The sequence below is a fragment of the Stenotrophomonas maltophilia group sp. RY12688 genome (genome assembly GCF_052149045.1).
GTDB classification, from domain to species: Bacteria; Pseudomonadota; Gammaproteobacteria; order Xanthomonadales; family Xanthomonadaceae; genus Stenotrophomonas; species Stenotrophomonas sepilia.
This window is the reverse complement of the sequence record NZ_CP197389.1, coordinates 1,642,325-1,659,232: the sequence shown is the minus strand read 5'-3', so window position 1 is coordinate 1,659,232 and position 16,908 is coordinate 1,642,325. Positions and strand designations below refer to the sequence as shown.

The window sequence follows — 16,908 nt, the reverse complement described above, 5'->3', positions numbered from 1 at the left end:
TGCCCCCTGTCTTGCAGAACCTGCTGCAACGAAACAACTGATCTATTACGTAGACGCCCCGGAAGGGTCATCCACGTCACCCCCCTGTGATGATGCTTCGCTGGCCGTCGCTGGCGGCGAATCCCGACGTCGCCAAGGATGCCGGCGACTGAACATGACCAGATAGCACCCTACCACCCAAACCAGCGCGGCACACCATCCGGCCAGGATGTCCGAGGGATAATGCACGCCCAGATAGACCCGTGAGACGCTCACCAGCAGGCTGAACGGGGGCGCCAGCAGCAGTACCGGCCAGCGCCAGCGGGTATTCCAGGCCAGCAGCACCAGGGTCGCGGCGAGGGTCATCGAGCCCATGGCGTGCCCGCTGGGGAAGCTGAACGTCGATTCCGGCGCAATCGACTCCCACAGGCTGGGGCGCTGGCGCTGGAAGAAGTGCTTGCTGCCCATGTTCAGCAACGCCGATCCCACGAAACTGACCGCGACGAAGGTCGCCTCGCGCCAGCGCCGGTAGCCCAGCAGCGCACCGATGATCAGCACGTCAGCGGGGATCAGGAACCACTCGTAGCCCAGTTTCGAGATGAGCACGAAGAAGCGGTCCAGCCATGGCGAATGCAGGCCATGCATCTGCCACAGCAGCGGCGCATCGAAATGGAACGATTCAAATTCGTGCACTTCGTCAGCCAGGGCGACGAAGCCCGCCAACGGCAGCAGTACGCCACCGAACAGCAGGACCAGGCGCCAGGCGTTGCGCGCCATCCAGTGGCGGAAACCGGAGGCCGACTCCGGAGCGGCGAGGATCGCAGGCTTATCCGGCGCTTCGGACATATTTGTGTTCGACGTAATCGTCGATCAGGGCGACGAACTCCTGGGCGATGTTGTCGCCACGCAGGGTCACCTTCTTCTCGCCATCGACGAATACCGGTGCTGCCGGCGTCTCGCCCGTGCCCGGCAGGGAGATGCCGATGTTGGCATGGCGCGACTCACCCGGCCCATTGACGATGCAGCCCATCACCGCCAGGGTCATGTTCTCCGCACCCGGGTGGTGGATCTTCCACAGCGGCATCTTCTCGCGCACATGGTTCTGCACCACTTTGGCCAGTTCCTGGAAGAACTCGGAGGTGGTGCGGCCGCAGCCCGGGCAGGCCGTGACCAGCGGCGTGAAGGCGCGCTGGCCGGTGGTCTGCAGCAGTTCCTGGGCGACGATCACTTCCTTCGTGCGCGACTGGCCCGGTTCCGGGGTCAGCGAGATGCGGATGGTGTCACCGATGCCTTCCTGCAGCAGCACGCTCAGCGCTGCCGACGAGGCGACGATGCCCTTGCTGCCGATACCGGCTTCGGTCAGGCCCAGGTGCAGGGCGAAGTCCGAGCGCTGCGCCAGGTCGCGGTACACCGCGATCAGTTCCTGCACGCCACTGACCTTGGCCGACAGCACGATCCGATCGCGCGGCAGGCCCAGTTCCACGGCCTGCTCGGCCGAATCCAGCGCCGAACGGATCAGCGCCTCACGCAGCACGCGGCCGGCGTCCCAGGGCTGCTCGCGCAGGTTGTTCTCGTCCATCAGCCTGGCCGCCAGGGCCTGGTCCAGCGAGCCCCAGTTGGCACCGATGCGCACCGGCTTGTTGTAGCGGATCGCGAACTCGATCAACTGGGCGAACTGCAGGTCCTTCTTCTTGCCGAAGCCGACATTGCCCGGGTTGATGCGGTACTTGGCCAACGCTTCCGCACATGCCGGTTCGGCAGTGAGCAGCTGGTGGCCGTTGTAGTGGAAGTCACCGATCAGCGGTACATCGATACCCATCATCGCCAGCTTGTCGACGATGCGCGGAATGGCCGCAGCGGCTTCCACGGTGTTGACGGTCAACCGCACCATCTCCGAACCTGCACGCCACAACTCGGCCACCTGCTTCACGCTGGAGGCCACGTCGGAGGTATCGGTGTTGGTCATCGACTGCACCACCACCGGCTTGCCCCCGCCTACGGTGACCCCGCCGATCTGGACGGCATGGGTCTGGCGGCGGGGCCAGGCGGTGGCATCGGAGGGGGGAGTCGGGCGGGTGACGGCGTCATGCATGGGCGCATTCTACCGCCCACTCCCGCATTCGGGGTGACTCGCATTCAGCCTGCGGCACGGCTGCGGCCGATTGTCGCAGGCATGTACACGCATGAACGCATACGATGAGCGTGAATGACCGGTCCCGACGCCCCGTTTCTCCGTACCCTGTGCAGCCTGCGCTGGCTTGCCGTAGGCGGCCAGGCCGCCACCATCCTGGTCGCGACCTGGGTGCTGGGCCTGCCGTTGCCGCAGCTGCCGTTGTGGGCCGGCGTGGCGGTGCTGGCCCTGTTCAACGTCTATACCCAGCTGCGCCCGGAAGCGGCCGACACTGCGCCGCTGACCGCATTCGGCCATATCCTGGTGGACGTGATCATCCTGACCTGGATGGTGGGCTGGAGCGGCGGCATGGCCAACCCGTTCAGCTCACTGTTCCTGATCCTGATCGCGCTGGCCGCCTTCGCCCTGCCCCTGCGCTGGGCACTGGCGGTCGCGCTGGCCTGCCTGCTCGGCTACGCCGCCAGCGGCATTTTCGGGCAGGCGCTGCCGGACGGCTACTTCCGCTCTCAGGACCTCAATCGCTGGGGCGTGGTCGCAAACTTCCTGATTTCCGCCACAGTGGTGCTGGCCTTCTCCACCCGCCTGGCACTGGCCCTGCGGGAGCGCGAACTGGAACTGTCGGCGCTGCGTGAGCGCTTCGCCCGCAACGAGGGCATCGTCGCCCTGGCCACCCATGCCGCCTCGGTCGCGCATGAGCTGAACACACCGCTGGCGACCATGACCCTGCTCGCCGACGATGTCGCCGAGCGCAGCGAAGAGCCTGAAGTGCGCGAAGACATGGAAACCCTGCGCGAGCTGCTGGTGCAGTGCCGGGAACGTGTGCTGGCGCTGGCCGCACCAGCCTCGGCCGACGCGCCGGGCCGCAGCCATTCCAGCGCCCAGCAGGTACTTGAACAATGGCGCCTGGTGCGGCCGACCATCGACCTGCACCGCAATGACGATGCGCCGCTGCGGCTGCCGCTCGACCCGGGCGTAGGCCATCTGTTGATGGTCCTGCTCAACAATGCCGCCGATGCCGGCGAGAAGGCCGGCCGGCCGCGCGTGGACCTGGACCTGCGCATCGAGGGCGACGACCTGATCGGCGAAGTACGCGACTACGGCCATGGTTTCGACGCCCGTGCCGCCGTGCTGCCGGGCAAGCTGTTCGGCAGCAGCAAGAGCGAGGGCATGGGCGTCGGCCTGGCCCTGTCCCATGCCACCATCGAACGCCTCGACGGCGAGATGTGGATGCGCCCGGCCCAGGGGGCCGGCAGCCGCGTCGGCTTCCGCCTGCCGCTGGCCCCACGCGAGGAAACCCCATGAGCGCCTCAACCCTTGGTCTGCTGGTCGACGACGACGAGCTGTACCTGCGCACCCTGCAGCGCAGCCTGGCCCGCAAGGGCCTGGAAACACAGACCGCACAGGATGCCGCCAGTGCCCTGGCACTGGCCCGCCAGCATCCGCCGGCGTTCGCGCTGATCGACCTGAAGCTGGGCAGCGATTCCGGCCTGGCGCTGATCCAGCCGCTGCGCGCACTGCGCGCGGACATGCGCATCCTGCTGGTGACCGGCTATGCCAGCATCGCCACCGCAGTGGAGGCGATCAAGCTGGGCGCGGATGATTACCTGCCGAAGCCGGCCACGGTGCCGATGATCCTGCGCGCCCTCGGTGAAGAGGACGACGGCCCGGCCGACGATGGCGAAATGGAAGTGCCCGATGCGATGACGCCGATCAGCCGCCTGCAGTGGGAACACATCCAGCAGGCGATGCACGAGACCGGCGGCAACGTGTCCGCGGCGGCACGCCTGCTCGGCATGCACCGGCGCTCACTGCAGCGCAAGCTGGCCAAGCGGCCCAGTCCGGAACGCGATCCGAGCCGGTGACGCGGTAGTGCCGGCCGCTGGCCGGCAACCTCATGAACGCTGGGCACGTCACCGGAATGCCGGCCAGCGGCCGGCACTACCCGGGCATCAGCCCTTCAGCTGCGCCAGGATCTCGCGGGTCATCGGGTCGGCAACCGCCACATCCTCGCCCTGCAGCGCCGGCAGCAGGCCACTGGCCAGCTGCTTGCCCAGTTCGACACCGAACTGGTCGAAGGCGTTGATGTTCCAGATCACCGACTGCACGTACACAGCGTGCTCGTACATGGCGATCAGTGCACCCAGCGCCTGCGGGGTCAGCGCGTCGAGCAGGATCAGCGTGCTCGGCCGGCCCCCCGGGTAGTCGCGGTGCGGATCTTCGCTGCCCTGGCCATTGGCCAGCGCTTCGGTCTGCGCCAGCAGGTTGGCCAGCAAGGCCTGGTGATTGATCGTATAGGGATCATCGTTGTGCACACAGCCGATGAAGTCGGCCGGAACGACGCTGGTGCCCTGGTGCAACGCCTGGAAGAAGCTGTGCTGCACATCGGTGCCCGCCCCACCCCACCACACCGGCACGGTGTCGACGGTGACCGGCTGGCCGTCGCGCTGCACGCGCTTGCCCAGGCTTTCCATCACCAGCTGCTGAAGGTAAGCCGGCAGCAGCGCCAGGCGCTGGTCGTAGGTCATCACCGCGTGTGTGGCATGGCCCAGCAGGTTGCGGTTCCAGATGTCGGTGAGGCCGTGCAGCACCGGCAGGTTGCGCTCCAGCGGTGCATCCAGCGCATGCGCATCCATCTGCGCCGCGCCTTCCAGCAACTGTTCAAAGCGCTCGAAGCCGATTGCCAGCGCAATCGGGAAACCGACCGCCGACCACAGCGAATAACGGCCACCGACCCAGTCCCACATCGGCAGCACGCGATCGGCGGCGATCGCGAAGGCCTTGGCGGCGCGCTCCGGATTGGCGCTGACCGCATACAGGCGCTCGCTGCCACCCAGCCAGTCGTGCAGGATCTGGCCGTTGAGCAGCGTTTCCTGCGTGCCGAAGGTCTTGGAGATCAGGATGCCGGCGGTCTTCGCCGGATCCAACGTGGCCAGCGTGCGCTGCATGGCGGCGCCGTCCACGTTCGACACGAAATGCACGCGCAGGCGCGCACCGGTGACCGGGCGCAGCGCATCGGCGACCAGGCGCGGGCCGAGGTCGGAACCCCCGATGCCGACACTGACCACATCGGTCACGCCGCTGTCTTCCAGCGCGCGCACCAGCACGCCCATGCGCTGGCGGATGCCACGCGCGGTGGCATAGGCCTCGGCCGCCACCGGCGCATCGACCACGTCGCCACGCAGCGCGGTATGCAGCGCGGCGCGGCCTTCGGTCAGATTGACCTGCTCGCCGCGGAACAGGCGGGTGATGGCGCCACCGACATCACGGTCGGCAGCCAGCGCCAGCAACGCCTGCAGCGCCGCGGCATCGTATTTCTGACGGGCGAAGTTGACGTACAACGGACCGACCCGCAGCGCCAGGTCCTGCACGCGGCCGGGTTCGGTGGCGAGCAGGCTGGGAATGCTTGCGCCCTTCAGGCGCTGGGCGTGGGAGTGCAGCGAGTCGAATCCGTTGTTCGTTGTCATGCGGCCTGGGTCGGGATCGTGTCGTTGGTGTGGGTGATCTGGTTGTTGCCATCAACGTACACCAGCTTCGGCTTGAAGCTGTCAGCTTCCTGCTCGGTCATGCTGGCGAACGCGGCGATGATGATGATGTCACCGACCTGCACGTGGCGCGCGGCGCCACCGTTGAGCGAGACAACGCCGCTGCCGGCTTCGGCGCGGATGGCATAGGTCGAGAAGCGCGCACCGTTGGTCACGTCCCAGATGTGCACCTGTTCGAACTCGCGGATGCCAGTGGCAGCCAGCAGGTTGTCATCAATGGCGATCGAGCCTTCGTAGTTCAGCTCGGAATGGGTGACGGTGGCGCGGTGGATCTTGGTCTTGAGCAGGGACAGGTGCATGGGGGCGCTGCAACGGCAAAGGAAAGAGCGGATTCTAGCACCCGCACAGCGCCGGGCATTACGGCCGGCAACCTGTTCAGGTAGGCGGTGAAACCGGAGGCGGATCCCTTTTCCCCTGGGAAAGGGATCTGACCCCATGCATCGCGCGGCGCCGCCGGAGTTCAGAACTCCAGGTTGTCGATCAGCCGGGTGGTACCCAGCCGTGCGGCGATCAGCGCCACCCGGCCGCCGCCGTCGAAGGTCGGCTCGGCCAGCTCCGGAGTGCGCAGCACCGCGTAGTCAACCTGGAAACCGGCCGCCTGCAATGCGGCAGTGGCCTCGGCCTCGATGCGATCACGTGCCTGCCCGGCCACGTAGCCTTCGCGCATGCCCAGCAGGGTCCGGTGGATGGTGGTCGCGACCGGACGCTGTTCGGCGCTCAGGTACTGGTTGCGCGAGCTCTTGGCCAGGCCATCCTCGTCGCGCACGATCTCCGCACCGACGATCTGGATCGGGAACGACAGCTCGGCCACCATCTGCTTGATCACGGCAAGCTGCTGGTAGTCCTTGCGGCCGAACACGGCCACGTCCGGCTGCACCTGCAGGAACAGGCGCGCCACCACCGTGCACACGCCATCGAAGTGGCCCGGGCGGCTGGCACCTTCCAGCACTTCACTGACACCCGGCGCGTGCATGCGCGTGGTCCTGTCCACGCCCAGCGGATACATCGCCTCCACGCTGGGCAGCCACACGGCATCGCAGCCGACCTGTTCCAGCCCGGCCACGTCGGCCTCGGGCGTGCGCGGGTAGCGGCTGAAATCCTCGTTGGGGCCGAACTGGGTCGGGTTGACGAAGATGCTCGCCACCACCTTGTCGGCGTACTGGCGGGCCAGGGTCACCAGCGAATGGTGGCCCCCATGCAGGTTGCCCATGGTCGGCACCAGCGCCACGCGCAGCCCCTCGCGCTTCCACTGGGCGATCTGCTCGCGCAGTGCGCCGAGCTCGTTGAAGGTCTGGATCATTGGGCGTACGCGTGCTGTTCGTCGGGGAAGCTGCCGTCGCGCACGGCGTCGGCAAATGCGCGGGTGGCACCGGCCACCGAGCCGCCTTCGGCAAGGAAATCCTTGACGAACTTGGGACGGCGATGACCACTGTCCAGGCCGAGGAAATCGTGCAGCACCAGCACCTGGCCATCGCACTGCGGGCCAGCACCGATACCGATGGTCGGCACATCCACCGCAGCGGTCACTTCGGCGGCGACGGGGGTCGGCACGCATTCAAGCACCATGATGCTGGCGCCTGCGGCGGCCACGGCCTTGGCATCCTCCACCAGCTGGCGCGCAGCATCGCCGCGGCCCTGGATCTTGAAGCCGCCCAGGCGCAGCACCGATTGCGGGGTCAGGCCCAGGTGCGCGCAGACCGGAATCTCGCGCTCGACCAGGTAGCGGATGATGTCGACCTTGAAGCCGGCACCTTCGATCTTGACCATCTCGGCACCGGCCTGCAGCAGCTGCAGCGAGGCATCCAGCGCGCGTTCCGGGGTGGCATCGGCACCGAACGGCAGGTCGGCCACCAGCAGCGCACGCTGCAGCACGCGGGCCACGGCGCGGGTGTGGTAGACCATGTCGGCCACGGTCACCGGCAGGGTCGAATCATGACCCTGCACGACCATGCCCAGCGAATCGCCGATCAGGATCAGATCGACGCCGTTGGCATCGAAGGTGCGGGCGAAGCCGGCGTCGTAGGCGGTCAACATGACCAGCTTCTGGCCATTGCGCTTGGCCTCGGCCAGGGCGGGAACGGTCCAGGGCTTGCTGTCTGCGTGGGTGCTCATGTGCTGATAACCGGGGGAGATAACCCGGTCATTATCACCCTATCGGCGCAATCCCGCAGGCATCCACCCGCACCACTGCATCCCGCACGCTGCCATGACCGGGAATGGCCAGATCAGGCGCGATTTCGGCCAGTGGCACCAACACGAAGGCACGCTCGTGCAGGTAGGGATGAGGTACCTGCAGGCCGGGCAGGTCGATCACCTGCGTGCCATACAGCAGCAGGTCCAGGTCCAGCGCGCGCGGCCCCCAGTGCACCGCCGGATCGCGCACGCGGCCAAAGCCCCGCTCCAGCGCCAGCATGGCCTGCAGCAACTCATCGGCCGCCAAGGTGGTTTCGACCGCAGCCACGGCATTGACGAACGGCGGCTGATCTTCATTGCCCCAGGCCGGGGTTGCATAGAGCCGCGAGGCCTGTCGCAGGCGCGTTCCCGGCAGGCCGTCCAGCGCGGCAATCGCCGCGCCCACGGTCGCGGCCGCGTCGCCAAGGTTGGCGCCGAGGCCGATCCAGGCGAGGGTCATCGCTTACTCGCCCGCCGCAGCAGCACCGGGACGTCGACGGCGACGGCGGCGCTTGCGCGGTGCCCCGCTCTCGTCATCGCCGTCTTCACTGTGCATCGCATCCAGCGACGACTCCAGCTCGCGACCGGACTGCGCCTGTACTTCGCGCCAGAACTCGACATCCACTGCATGCTCGGACGAAGCGACCTGGCGCAGGCTGAGGAAATCGAACGCGGCGCGGAAGCGCGGGTGGGTCAGGGTACGGAATACGCGCTTGCGCTGGCGCGAGCTGAAGCGCGACTGCAGCAGCCAGATCTCCTGCATCGGCAGCGAGAAGCGGCGCGGCAGCGCGATGGTGCTGAGCTGCTGCACGGTGACCCGGTCGGCGGCGCGGCGCTGCGCCTCTTCCGGTGCCACTCCCTGCTTGAGCAGGGTCGCCTGTGCGCGGCAGAACGCCGGCCACAGCAGCAATGCGAACAGGAACGCCGGCGAGACCGGCTCGTCGTTGGCCACGCGAGCATCGGTGTTGGCCAGGCCCTCGACCAGCATGCGGCGCAGCGCGCCGGTGCGGTTGGACTTCAGCGCCCTGGCGCTCTCCGGGAACAGCACGTCGAGCAGGCCGTAACGCTCAAGGCCTTCGAAGCTGGCCACGCCGTGCCCGGACAGGAACAGCTTGAGCACTTCCTCGAACAGGCGCGCCGGCGCGGCTTCGTTGAGCAGGCCGGCCAGGTGCGGGATGGGCGCGGCGGTACCCTCTTCGATCTGGAAGCCGAGCTTGGCCGCCAGGCGCACCGCACGCAGCATGCGCACCGGGTCTTCCCGATAACGCTGCTCGGGATCGCCGATCAGTTTCATCAGGCGCGCCTGGACGTCTTCGAAGCCGCCGGTGTAGTCGCGCACCGAGAAGTCCTCGATGGCGTAGTACAGGGCGTTGCAGGTGAAGTCTCGGCGGACCGCGTCGTCTTCGATGGTGCCGTACACGTTGTCGCGCACGAGCATGCCGTTTTCCATCTCGCGGTCGCCGCTGCCGTCATCGCTGTTGGCACGGAAGGTGGCGACTTCGATGATTTCGCGGCCGAACACAACGTGGGCGAGGCGGAACCGACGACCGATCAGGCGGCAGTTGCGGAACAGCTGCTTGACCTGTTCGGGCGTGGCATCGGTGGCCACGTCGAAATCCTTGGGTTGGCCATTGACCAGCAGGTCGCGCACCGCGCCGCCGACAAGGTAGGCGCCGAAGCCGGCATCGCGCAGGCGATAAAGCACGCGCAGGGCGTTCGGGCTGATGTCCTTGCGGGAGATCGTGTGCTGGTCGCGCGGGATGACGCGCAGGCTGAACGGTGATGTAGCAGGGGAAATGATGTTGGCGCTTCCGGTTGAAGTTTCGGGATTGCCCAATGGCATCGAGGTGCATATACTAGCGCTCCTGCCTCGGCAGCGACACAGTTACGCTCCCTTCGTCTAGTGGTTAGGACGTGGCCCTCTCAAGGCTAAAACAGGGGTTCGAGTCCCCTAGGGAGCGCCAGTCGCCGCAGCAGGAACCGAAAAAGCCCGCCTTGTGCGGGCTTTTCTGTTTTCCGGGATTTGCATTGGCATCGATCGGTTTGGTCGCAGTAGCGCCTCCCTTTTCCTGCGTTGAGGGGGCGGGCCAGCCGATCCAGGACCGTTGGCGCCATCCATGGCGCCATCGAGCCCCCATGGATGGGTTCACGGCGTGTCCTGGATCGGCTGGCCTGCCGCCTCCCCACGAAGAAAGGAGGCGCAGAAACACAGGCCAGCCGTCAGCCTTCCATCTGCTCCAGCTCCTTGCCCTTGGTCTCGCGCACGTGGCGGACCACGAAGACGATCGAGAGGATCGCCGCGACGGCGTAGATGCCATAGGCGCCGGCCAGGCCGATGCCGGCCAGCAGCATCGGGAACGTCACGGTGATCGCGAAGTTCGAGGTCCATTGCGCCGCACCCGCCACCGCCAGCGCCGGGCCGCGGATCTGGTTGGGGAACATCTCGCCCAGCATCACCCACATCACCGGGCCCCAAGACATGTTGAAGAACACCACGTAGACGTTGGCTGCCACCAGCGCCAGCCGCCCCATGCCGTCGGACAACTGCAGGCGACCGTCGGCCAGGCTGCCACTGGCAAACGCCACCACCATCAGCACCAGCGCCACCGACATGCCGACCGAACCGATCCACAGCAGCGGCCTGCGCCCGATGCGGTCGATCAGCAGTACCGTCAGCAGGCAGGCACCGATGCTCAGCGCGCCGGACAACACGTTGATCAGCAGCGCGTCGCTTTCCGAGAAACCCACCGCCTGCCACAGCACCGCGCCGTAGTAGAACACCACGTTGATGCCGACCAGCTGCTGGAACATGGCCAGGCCGATACCCACCCAGAGGATCGGGCGCAGCTTGCCGGTGGCCTTGTTGCGCAGGTCGCCGAAGCGCGGCTTGTGCTGGTCCTGGGCCAGGCTCGCCTCGATCTCGGCCTGCTTGGCCGTGGCCGCGGCCTCGCCGTACAGCCGCGCCAGCACCGCCCTCGCCTGCCCCTGGCGCCCCTTCAACACCAGGAAACGGGGGCTTTCCGGGATCACCAGCAACAACAGGAGGAACAGCCCCGAGGGCAGCACCTGCATCCAGAACATCCAGCGCCAGGCCTCATGGCCCAGCCACAGGGGCTCGGTCGAGGCGCCGGCGGCACGCGCCAGCAGGTAATTGCTGAGGAAGGCCGCAAACAAGCCGCAGATGATCGCCATCTGCTGCACCGTGGCCAGCCGGCCGCGGTAACGCGCCGAGGCGACTTCGGCGATGTAGGCCGGTGACATCACGCTGGCCGCGCCCACCGCGAAACCGCCCAGCACGCGGGCAGCGATGAACAGCCAGGACGCGTGGGCCGCGCCGGCACCGAGCGCCGAGACAAGGAACATCAGCGCTGACACGATCAGGACACCGCGGCGTCCCAGGCGATCACCCAGCCACCCGGCCAGGAAGGCGCCGATCGCGCAGCCCAGCAGCATCGAGGCGACTTCGAAACCGAGCGCGGCCTCACTGGAGTTGAAGGCCTGGCGGAGGCCATCGACCGTGCCATTGATGACACCACTGTCGAAACCGAACAGGAATCCACCAAGGGTGGCCACGCAGCTGATCAGGACGATGAATGCAGTGTTCTCACCGCCATGGGGCGCGGTGCTGGGCTGGGTTTGGGACATGGACGATCCTGCTGGGAAGGGAGTCCGGCCACGGTGGGCGACCGAGTGCCCCGCAGCGTCGCACAGCCCCCGCCGTGCCGCCAATGACTCCCACGGTCGCGCCTGCCAGACGCCCGTTCTCCGCCCCGCGCCGACACCGGGGGCCAACCTGTTCTAGAATTGGCAGGTTCAGGAATCGATCCACCCCCAAGCCCATGCCCTTTGTCGTCACCGAAAACTGCATCAAGTGCAAACACACCGATTGCGTGGAAGTGTGCCCCGTGGATTGCTTCCACGAAGGCCCGAACTTCCTGGTGATCGACCCGGATGAGTGCATCGACTGCACCCTTTGCGAGCCGGAGTGCCCGGTCAATGCGATCTTCCCGGAGGACGATGTTCCTGCCGGACAGGAAGGCTTCGTTGCCCTCAACGCCGAGCTGGCGAAGGAATGGCCGGTGCTGACCGTGCGCAAGGACCCGCCCGCCGACGCCGGCGAATGGGATGGCAAGCCGGACAAGCTGAAGCTGCTGGAGCGCTGAGAAGCGCCCACGGCGGTAACGAAAAGGGCGCCCATGGGCGCCCTTTTCTGTTCTTCGGCAGACCCCAACCGTGCGCTCCGGCAGGTGCCAACCGCGCAACCTGGTAGGTGCCAACCCTGGTTGGCACAAAAGCGCCGACCAAGGTCGGCCGCTACCAGAGCGGGGGCGGACCAAGGCCCGCAGCCATCCGACCAGCCCTTACTGGGCGAGCTTCGCCTTCAGCGCGGCGATCAGCTTCACCGGCGCTTCGGCGGTGGCCGGCAGGCCACGCGGGTCAACCGCGGAGATGTAGGCGCCGGCGTCGACGGCCACTACGCGGACCAGGAAGTTGCTGCCCTCGTAGGCCACGTCGTACGAACCCAGCAACTGCGCGCGGCTGGCGATGGTCACGCCCTCCACGCCTTCCAGTGCGGTACCGACCTTGGCGAAGGCTTCATCCTTGCCACCGGCAATGGTGAAACCGGTGCTGCCGGCTGCCGGAGCCGCAGCAACCGGCGCCGCCGGCTTGGTGGCCGAGGCCAACGTCGGCACCTTGTTGTCGGTGGTGGCATTGGGCAGGTTCAGGTCCGGCGGCACTTCCAGCGGACGCATTTCCGGGGCCAGGGCGTAGTCGCCCTTGGCGCCGCGCTTGAAGCAGCCGGTGGTGCCGGCAGCGACCGCCACGGCAAGCAGGGCATAGGACAGCACGCGGACGGTGGAAACGGATTGACGCATGTGAATCTCCTGGGTCAGACCAAGACGGAAGGTCAGTGGCTGGAAAGGGCTTCGAGGGCGGCGATGTCGCCGGCAAGATGGTCGGCAGCCGGATGATGCGCTGCCGACAACGGCAGCAGTGGCAGGCGCAGGTCGTGACCGATGCCGATGCGGCGCAGCAGCGCCTTGACCGGGATCGGGTTCGGTTCGACGCCGCAGAAATCATGGAAGGGATGCAGGCGCGCATCCCACGACGCGGTGGCTTCGTGGTCGCGTGCGGCGGCCAGCTCGCACATCCGGCGGTAGGCACCGGGAAGCACGTTGGAACCCACTGAGATCAGGCCGTCGATACCGGCCTGGATCGAACGCGCGGCCGTACCGTCGTCACCGCTGAGCACGGCGAACTGTGGGCTGCGCAGGGCGAGCAGCGCCTGCACCCGGCCGGTGTCACCCACCGCCTCCTTGATGCCGACGATGTTGGGGTGGCTGGCCAGCTCGGCCACGGTCTCAGGCTGCATGTCGCAACCGGTACGGCCGGGCACGTTGTACAGCACGACCGGCAGCCCGCCCTGGTCGGCCACCGCACGGTAGTGCGCGATCAGACCGGCCTGGGTGGGGCGCACGTACGGCGGCGTGACCACCAGCGCGTGGCTGGCGCCGAGGGCGGCGGCACGACGGGTCTGTTCGATGGTCTTGGCAGTGCCCGAAAGGCCGGTACCGGCCAGGACCGGAATGCGGCCGCCGATGCGCTCGACCGCGCTGGCCAGCAGCAGGTCGTACTCGGCGTCGGTGAGCGTTGCCGCTTCGCCGGTAGAGCCGGCTACGACAACGCCATGGACGCCACCTTCCAGTTGCAGGTGCAGCAGGCGCTGCCAACCGTCGGGATCGAGGGCGCCGTCGGCCCGGAACGGGGTCGCCAGCGCGGTGATGAGGCCGGAAAGGGACAAGGACGTGCTGCTCTTGGCTGGGAAGGGAAAACGCCCGCCACGAAAGGCCGGGGGCGACTTGAATGTTACTTGCGGCGCGAAAGCACGGGCAAGTATGCTGGACACCGGTGGATCCCCGCCTCTGGCGGGCATTCAGACTAACGCATGCATTACCCGGAATCGCCTTGACCGACACCACCCCGCGCCCCGCGCCGAGCGAAAACCACCTCCTGATCAACGCCTATACGACGCATCCGGAGTCCCCCCTGCTGTCCGTCACCCGCCGCATCGCCGACAGCGGCTGCAATCTGGTGGATGCACGCCTGGCCACGGTCGGCCGCGATGTCTCGGTCACCGCCCTGGCCACCGGCTCCTGGGACTCGGTGGCCAAGCTTGAGGCGATGCTGACCCGGCTGGAGCGCGAGGAAGGCCTAAAGCTGGTCTGGTACCGCACCGCCGCCAAGCAGGCGCAGTCCAACCTGCTGCCGTACATCGTCGAAGTGATCGCCGCCGACAAGCCGGGCATCCTGTTCCAGCTGGCCGACTTCTTCGACCGCCAGGGCATCACCATCGAGAACCTGCAGAGCACGCGCTACCGCGCCATGCAGACCGGCGCGGAAATGTTCAGCGCACAGGTCACCATCGGCGTGCCGGCCAACATGCACATCGCCGCGCTGCGCGACGATTTCCTCGAGTTCTGCGACCACCTGAACCTGGACGCGATCATGGATCCGATGAAGTTCTGATTCTTCGCGCGTCTCTCACGGGCGCGTGGCGTTTCATGTAGCTGTAATGGCAAGAACCCAGGCTCGACAGAAGGACCTCATGAACAACGGCGACACCCTGGACAGCACCACCCTCTCCCTGCCGCTGGCCCTGTCCGGCGGCGACCAGGCCACCCTCGGCGACTATGCCGGCCAATGGCTGGTGCTGTACTTCTATCCCAAAGACAGCACCCCGGGCTGCACCACCGAAGGCATCGACTTCAATGCCCTGCTGCCGAAGTTCAGGAAAGCCGGCGCCGTCGTGCTGGGCGTCTCGCGCGACTCGGTGAAGTCGCACGACAACTTCTGTGCCAAGCAGGGCTTCAACTTCCCGCTGGTCAGCGATGGCGACGAAGCGCTGTGCACCGCCTTCGACGTGATCAGGATGAAGAACATGTACGGCAAGCAGGTACGTGGCATCGAACGCAGTACCTTCCTGATTTCCCCCGACAGCCGCATCGTGCAGTCCTGGCGCAAGGTCAAGGTTGCCGGCCATGCCGATGCCGTTCTCGCCGAACTGAAGGCCTCCCAGTCCAAGTGAGTCCCACTGCCTACTGTGTCTGCCATCACCCTGCCCCGCAGCAGGCCGTGGTGGTTTTTCCCTGTCCGTAACCAGGAATCGACGATGACCCGAGGCAAGCGCATCTACGTGCTGGATACCAACGTGCTGATGCACGATCCCACCGCGCTGTTCAAATTCGAGGAGCACGACGTCTACCTGCCCATGCAGGTGATCGAAGAGCTGGACAACGGCAAGAAGGGCACCTCCGAGGCGAGCCGCAACGCCCGCCAGGTGAGCCGCTTCCTCAACGAGCTGGTGCAGGCCTCCGGGCTGGACAACCTGGCCGACGGCATTCCGCTGCAGCGGCCCAATGGCCTGCAGCTGCGCGGCAAGCAGAGCGCCGGCAAGCTGCGCTTCCAGACCAGTCATTTCGATGCTGGCAAGAGCTTCGGCAAGGTGATCCCGGACAACGCCATCCTCGGCGCGATCCTGGCCCTGAAGGAAGAAACCCCCGACCTGCCGGTGGTGTTCGTCTCCAAGGACATCAACCTGCGGATCAAGGCCGCCATCGCCGGTATCGTGTCCGAGGACTACGAGAACGACCGCGCGCTGGACGATTTCAGCCTGCTCTACACCGGCGCCACCGAGCTGCCGGAAGACTTCTGGAAACGCCACGGCGACGACCTGCGCAGCTGGAGCGACAAGGGCCGCTCGCATTACGAAATCCAGGCACAGGACGGCGAGGAGTGGTATCCGAACCAGTACGTCTACCTGCCAGGCGAGGATGAAGTCGAGCTGCGCGTCAGCCGCGTCGTCGGCGATGGCAAGGTGGTGCTGTCGCTGGTCGATGATTTCCGCCACGGCAGCCACGCCGTGTGGGGCATCAGCGCACGCAACCGCGAGCAGAACTTCGCCCTCAACGCACTGATGGACCCGGAGATCGACTTTGTCACGCTGCTGGGCACCGCCGGCACCGGCAAGACCCTGCTGGCACTGGCCGCCGGCCTGGCGCAGACGATGGACCAGCAGCGCTACCGCGAGATCATCATGACCCGCGCCACGGTCAGCGTGGGCGAGGACATCGGCTTCCTGCCCGGTACCGAGGAAGAGAAGATGACGCCGTGGATGGGCGCGTTGACCGACAACCTGGAAGTGCTCACGCACAACCAGGAAGGCGGCACCTGGGGCCGCCAGGCCACCAACGACCTGCTGGCCAGCCGCATCAAGATCCGCTCGATGAACTTCATGCGCGGCCGCACCTTCCTGTCACGCTACCTGATCCTGGACGAGGCGCAGAACCTCACCCCCAAGCAGATGAAGACGCTGATCACCCGCGCTGGCCCCGGCACCAAGATCGTCTGCCTGGGCAACGTCGAGCAGATCGACACCCCGTACCTGACCGAGACCACTTCGGGCCTGACCTACGCGGTGGACCGCTTCAAGAACTGGCCGCATAGTGCGCACATCACCCTGCGCCGTGGCGAGCGTTCGCGCCTGGCCGATTACGCTTCGGAGGTGTTGTGAACCGCTGCACGCGCCTGTTGCTGCCCAAGGCTGCGATCACCCTCGCCGCCGTGCTCGGTGCCTGTACGACCACGCGCGGCCCGGCCAGCGTGCCCACCGCCGAGCGCACCGGCCAGTCCTGGGTGGTCACCCGCCCGATCATCGCCGCGCAGGTGCTCGACACCTGCTCGCGCCCCAGCCCCGGCCGCGAGGCCGGGCGGGTGTCGGGTTACTGGGCGCCCAGCCGGCAGCAGGTCGACCAGCTGGAGGCGAAGCTGTCGTCGCTGGAAGCGCAGGTCCCGAAGGTGCTGGACTTCGACCGCCAGTACGTCGGCATCGAAAGCGCCGGCAAGCGGCTGATCTACATCAACGCCTTCCACCTGCCTGACGACAGCGGCGTCAATCCGGCCCGTGAAGCGATCCGCGTCTGCGATGGCGGCGCACAGTTCTGGGGCGCCGTGTTCGACCCGGCCAGCAACACCTTCAGCGAGCTGCAGTTCAACGGCGGCTTCGGCGGGCCCTGAGGGGCCTCG

The 16,908-nt window shown here is 66.9% G+C and carries 18 protein-coding genes and 1 tRNA gene; 8 read left to right on the top strand and 11 right to left on the bottom strand.

The window, feature by feature from the left end; all coding sequences use genetic code 11:
* Nucleotides 1–45: 45 nt before the first annotated feature.
* Complete coding sequence (locus ACS0OT_RS07875; RefSeq protein WP_005416123.1) at nt 46–825, bottom strand: phosphatase PAP2 family protein; 780 nt, start codon at nt 823–825, stop codon at nt 46–48.
* Nucleotides 806–2,071 carry a flavodoxin-dependent (E)-4-hydroxy-3-methylbut-2-enyl-diphosphate synthase gene (gene ispG / locus ACS0OT_RS07870; RefSeq protein WP_442256177.1) on the bottom strand — a complete coding sequence of 422 codons (1,266 nt, stop codon included), beginning with the start codon at nt 2,069–2,071 and terminating at the stop codon, nt 806–808. The genes ACS0OT_RS07875 and ispG overlap by 20 nt, the downstream gene beginning before the upstream one ends.
* Before the next feature lie 114 nt (nt 2,072–2,185).
* Between ispG and ACS0OT_RS07865 the strand changes: the two genes are divergently transcribed.
* Nucleotides 2,186–3,412 (top strand): ATP-binding protein, encoded by a 1,227-nt coding sequence (locus tag ACS0OT_RS07865; RefSeq protein WP_005416121.1) that lies wholly within the window; start codon nt 2,186–2,188, stop codon nt 3,410–3,412.
* Entirely contained in the window at nt 3,409–3,972 is a 564-nt protein-coding gene (locus ACS0OT_RS07860; protein ID WP_005409063.1) for a response regulator transcription factor, read from the top strand. The genes ACS0OT_RS07865 and ACS0OT_RS07860 overlap by 4 nt, the downstream gene beginning before the upstream one ends.
* Before the next feature lie 87 nt (nt 3,973–4,059).
* On the opposite strand, the gene pgi is transcribed toward ACS0OT_RS07860, so the two are convergent.
* The 6 genes from pgi to pcnB all read right to left on the bottom strand — a co-directional run bounded on the left by pgi (nt 4,060) and on the right by pcnB (nt 9,661).
* A complete protein-coding gene (gene pgi, locus ACS0OT_RS07855; RefSeq protein WP_139726968.1) occupies nt 4,060–5,574 on the bottom strand; it encodes a glucose-6-phosphate isomerase in 1,515 nt (504 codons plus the stop codon).
* A complete protein-coding gene (gene panD, locus ACS0OT_RS07850; RefSeq protein ID WP_006432456.1) occupies nt 5,571–5,951 on the bottom strand; it encodes an aspartate 1-decarboxylase in 381 nt (126 codons plus the stop codon). The genes pgi and panD overlap by 4 nt, the downstream gene beginning before the upstream one ends.
* Before the next feature lie 161 nt (nt 5,952–6,112).
* Nucleotides 6,113–6,952 (bottom strand): pantoate--beta-alanine ligase, encoded by an 840-nt coding sequence (gene panC / locus ACS0OT_RS07845; protein ID WP_139726967.1) that lies wholly within the window; start codon nt 6,950–6,952, stop codon nt 6,113–6,115.
* Nucleotides 6,949–7,764 (bottom strand): 3-methyl-2-oxobutanoate hydroxymethyltransferase, encoded by an 816-nt coding sequence (panB, locus tag ACS0OT_RS07840; protein ID WP_049439732.1) that lies wholly within the window; start codon nt 7,762–7,764, stop codon nt 6,949–6,951. The genes panC and panB overlap by 4 nt, the downstream gene beginning before the upstream one ends.
* A 34-nt stretch (nt 7,765–7,798) precedes the next feature.
* Nucleotides 7,799–8,284, bottom strand: a complete 486-nt coding sequence (gene folK, locus ACS0OT_RS07835) for a 2-amino-4-hydroxy-6-hydroxymethyldihydropteridine diphosphokinase (RefSeq protein ID WP_005416118.1) — start codon at nt 8,282–8,284, stop codon at nt 7,799–7,801.
* A gap of 3 nt (nt 8,285–8,287) precedes the next feature.
* Nucleotides 8,288–9,661 (bottom strand): polynucleotide adenylyltransferase PcnB, encoded by a 1,374-nt coding sequence (pcnB, locus tag ACS0OT_RS07830; RefSeq protein WP_069138026.1) that lies wholly within the window; start codon nt 9,659–9,661, stop codon nt 8,288–8,290.
* 52 nt (nt 9,662–9,713) lie between these two features.
* Between pcnB and ACS0OT_RS07825 the strand changes: the two genes are divergently transcribed.
* Nucleotides 9,714–9,788, top strand: a tRNA-Glu gene (locus tag ACS0OT_RS07825).
* A 256-nt stretch (nt 9,789–10,044) separates the two neighbouring features.
* Here ACS0OT_RS07825 and ACS0OT_RS07820 read toward each other — a convergent pair.
* Nucleotides 10,045–11,469: a sugar porter family MFS transporter gene (locus ACS0OT_RS07820; RefSeq protein ID WP_065179408.1), complete on the bottom strand. Its 1,425-nt coding sequence runs from the start codon at nt 11,467–11,469 to the stop codon at nt 10,045–10,047.
* Nucleotides 11,470–11,663: 194 nt separating this feature from the next.
* Here ACS0OT_RS07820 and fdxA point away from each other — a divergent pair, with 194 nt between their 5' ends.
* On the top strand, nt 11,664–11,987 hold the full coding sequence (gene fdxA / locus ACS0OT_RS07815; protein WP_005409054.1) for a ferredoxin FdxA: 324 nt from the start codon (nt 11,664–11,666) through the stop codon (nt 11,985–11,987).
* Nucleotides 11,988–12,185: 198 nt separating this feature from the next.
* On the opposite strand, the gene ACS0OT_RS07810 is transcribed toward fdxA, so the two are convergent.
* Together ACS0OT_RS07810 and dapA are read right to left on the bottom strand one after the other, a co-directional pair.
* Complete coding sequence (locus tag ACS0OT_RS07810; protein WP_005416115.1) at nt 12,186–12,701, bottom strand: hypothetical protein; 516 nt, start codon at nt 12,699–12,701, stop codon at nt 12,186–12,188.
* A gap of 32 nt (nt 12,702–12,733) precedes the next feature.
* Nucleotides 12,734–13,627, bottom strand: coding sequence for a 4-hydroxy-tetrahydrodipicolinate synthase (gene dapA / locus ACS0OT_RS07805; protein ID WP_442256172.1), 894 nt, complete (start codon nt 13,625–13,627; stop codon nt 12,734–12,736).
* A 164-nt stretch (nt 13,628–13,791) separates the two neighbouring features.
* Between dapA and ACS0OT_RS07800 the strand changes: the two genes are divergently transcribed.
* The 4 genes from ACS0OT_RS07800 (at nt 13,792) to ACS0OT_RS07785 (ending at nt 16,899) form a co-directional block, all read left to right on the top strand.
* The gene (locus ACS0OT_RS07800; protein ID WP_005409051.1) at nt 13,792–14,352 is read left to right on the top strand and encodes a glycine cleavage system protein R; all 561 of its coding nucleotides are present in this window, start codon (nt 13,792–13,794) and stop codon (nt 14,350–14,352) included.
* A gap of 79 nt (nt 14,353–14,431) precedes the next feature.
* Nucleotides 14,432–14,911 (top strand): peroxiredoxin, encoded by a 480-nt coding sequence (locus ACS0OT_RS07795; RefSeq protein WP_005416113.1) that lies wholly within the window; start codon nt 14,432–14,434, stop codon nt 14,909–14,911.
* A gap of 84 nt (nt 14,912–14,995) precedes the next feature.
* Nucleotides 14,996–16,396: a PhoH family protein gene (locus tag ACS0OT_RS07790; RefSeq protein WP_005416112.1), complete on the top strand. Its 1,401-nt coding sequence runs from the start codon at nt 14,996–14,998 to the stop codon at nt 16,394–16,396.
* Entirely contained in the window at nt 16,393–16,899 is a 507-nt protein-coding gene (locus ACS0OT_RS07785; RefSeq protein ID WP_139726965.1) for a hypothetical protein, read from the top strand. Before ACS0OT_RS07790 ends, ACS0OT_RS07785 begins: the two co-directional genes overlap by 4 nt.
* Nucleotides 16,900–16,908 lie beyond the last annotated feature (9 nt).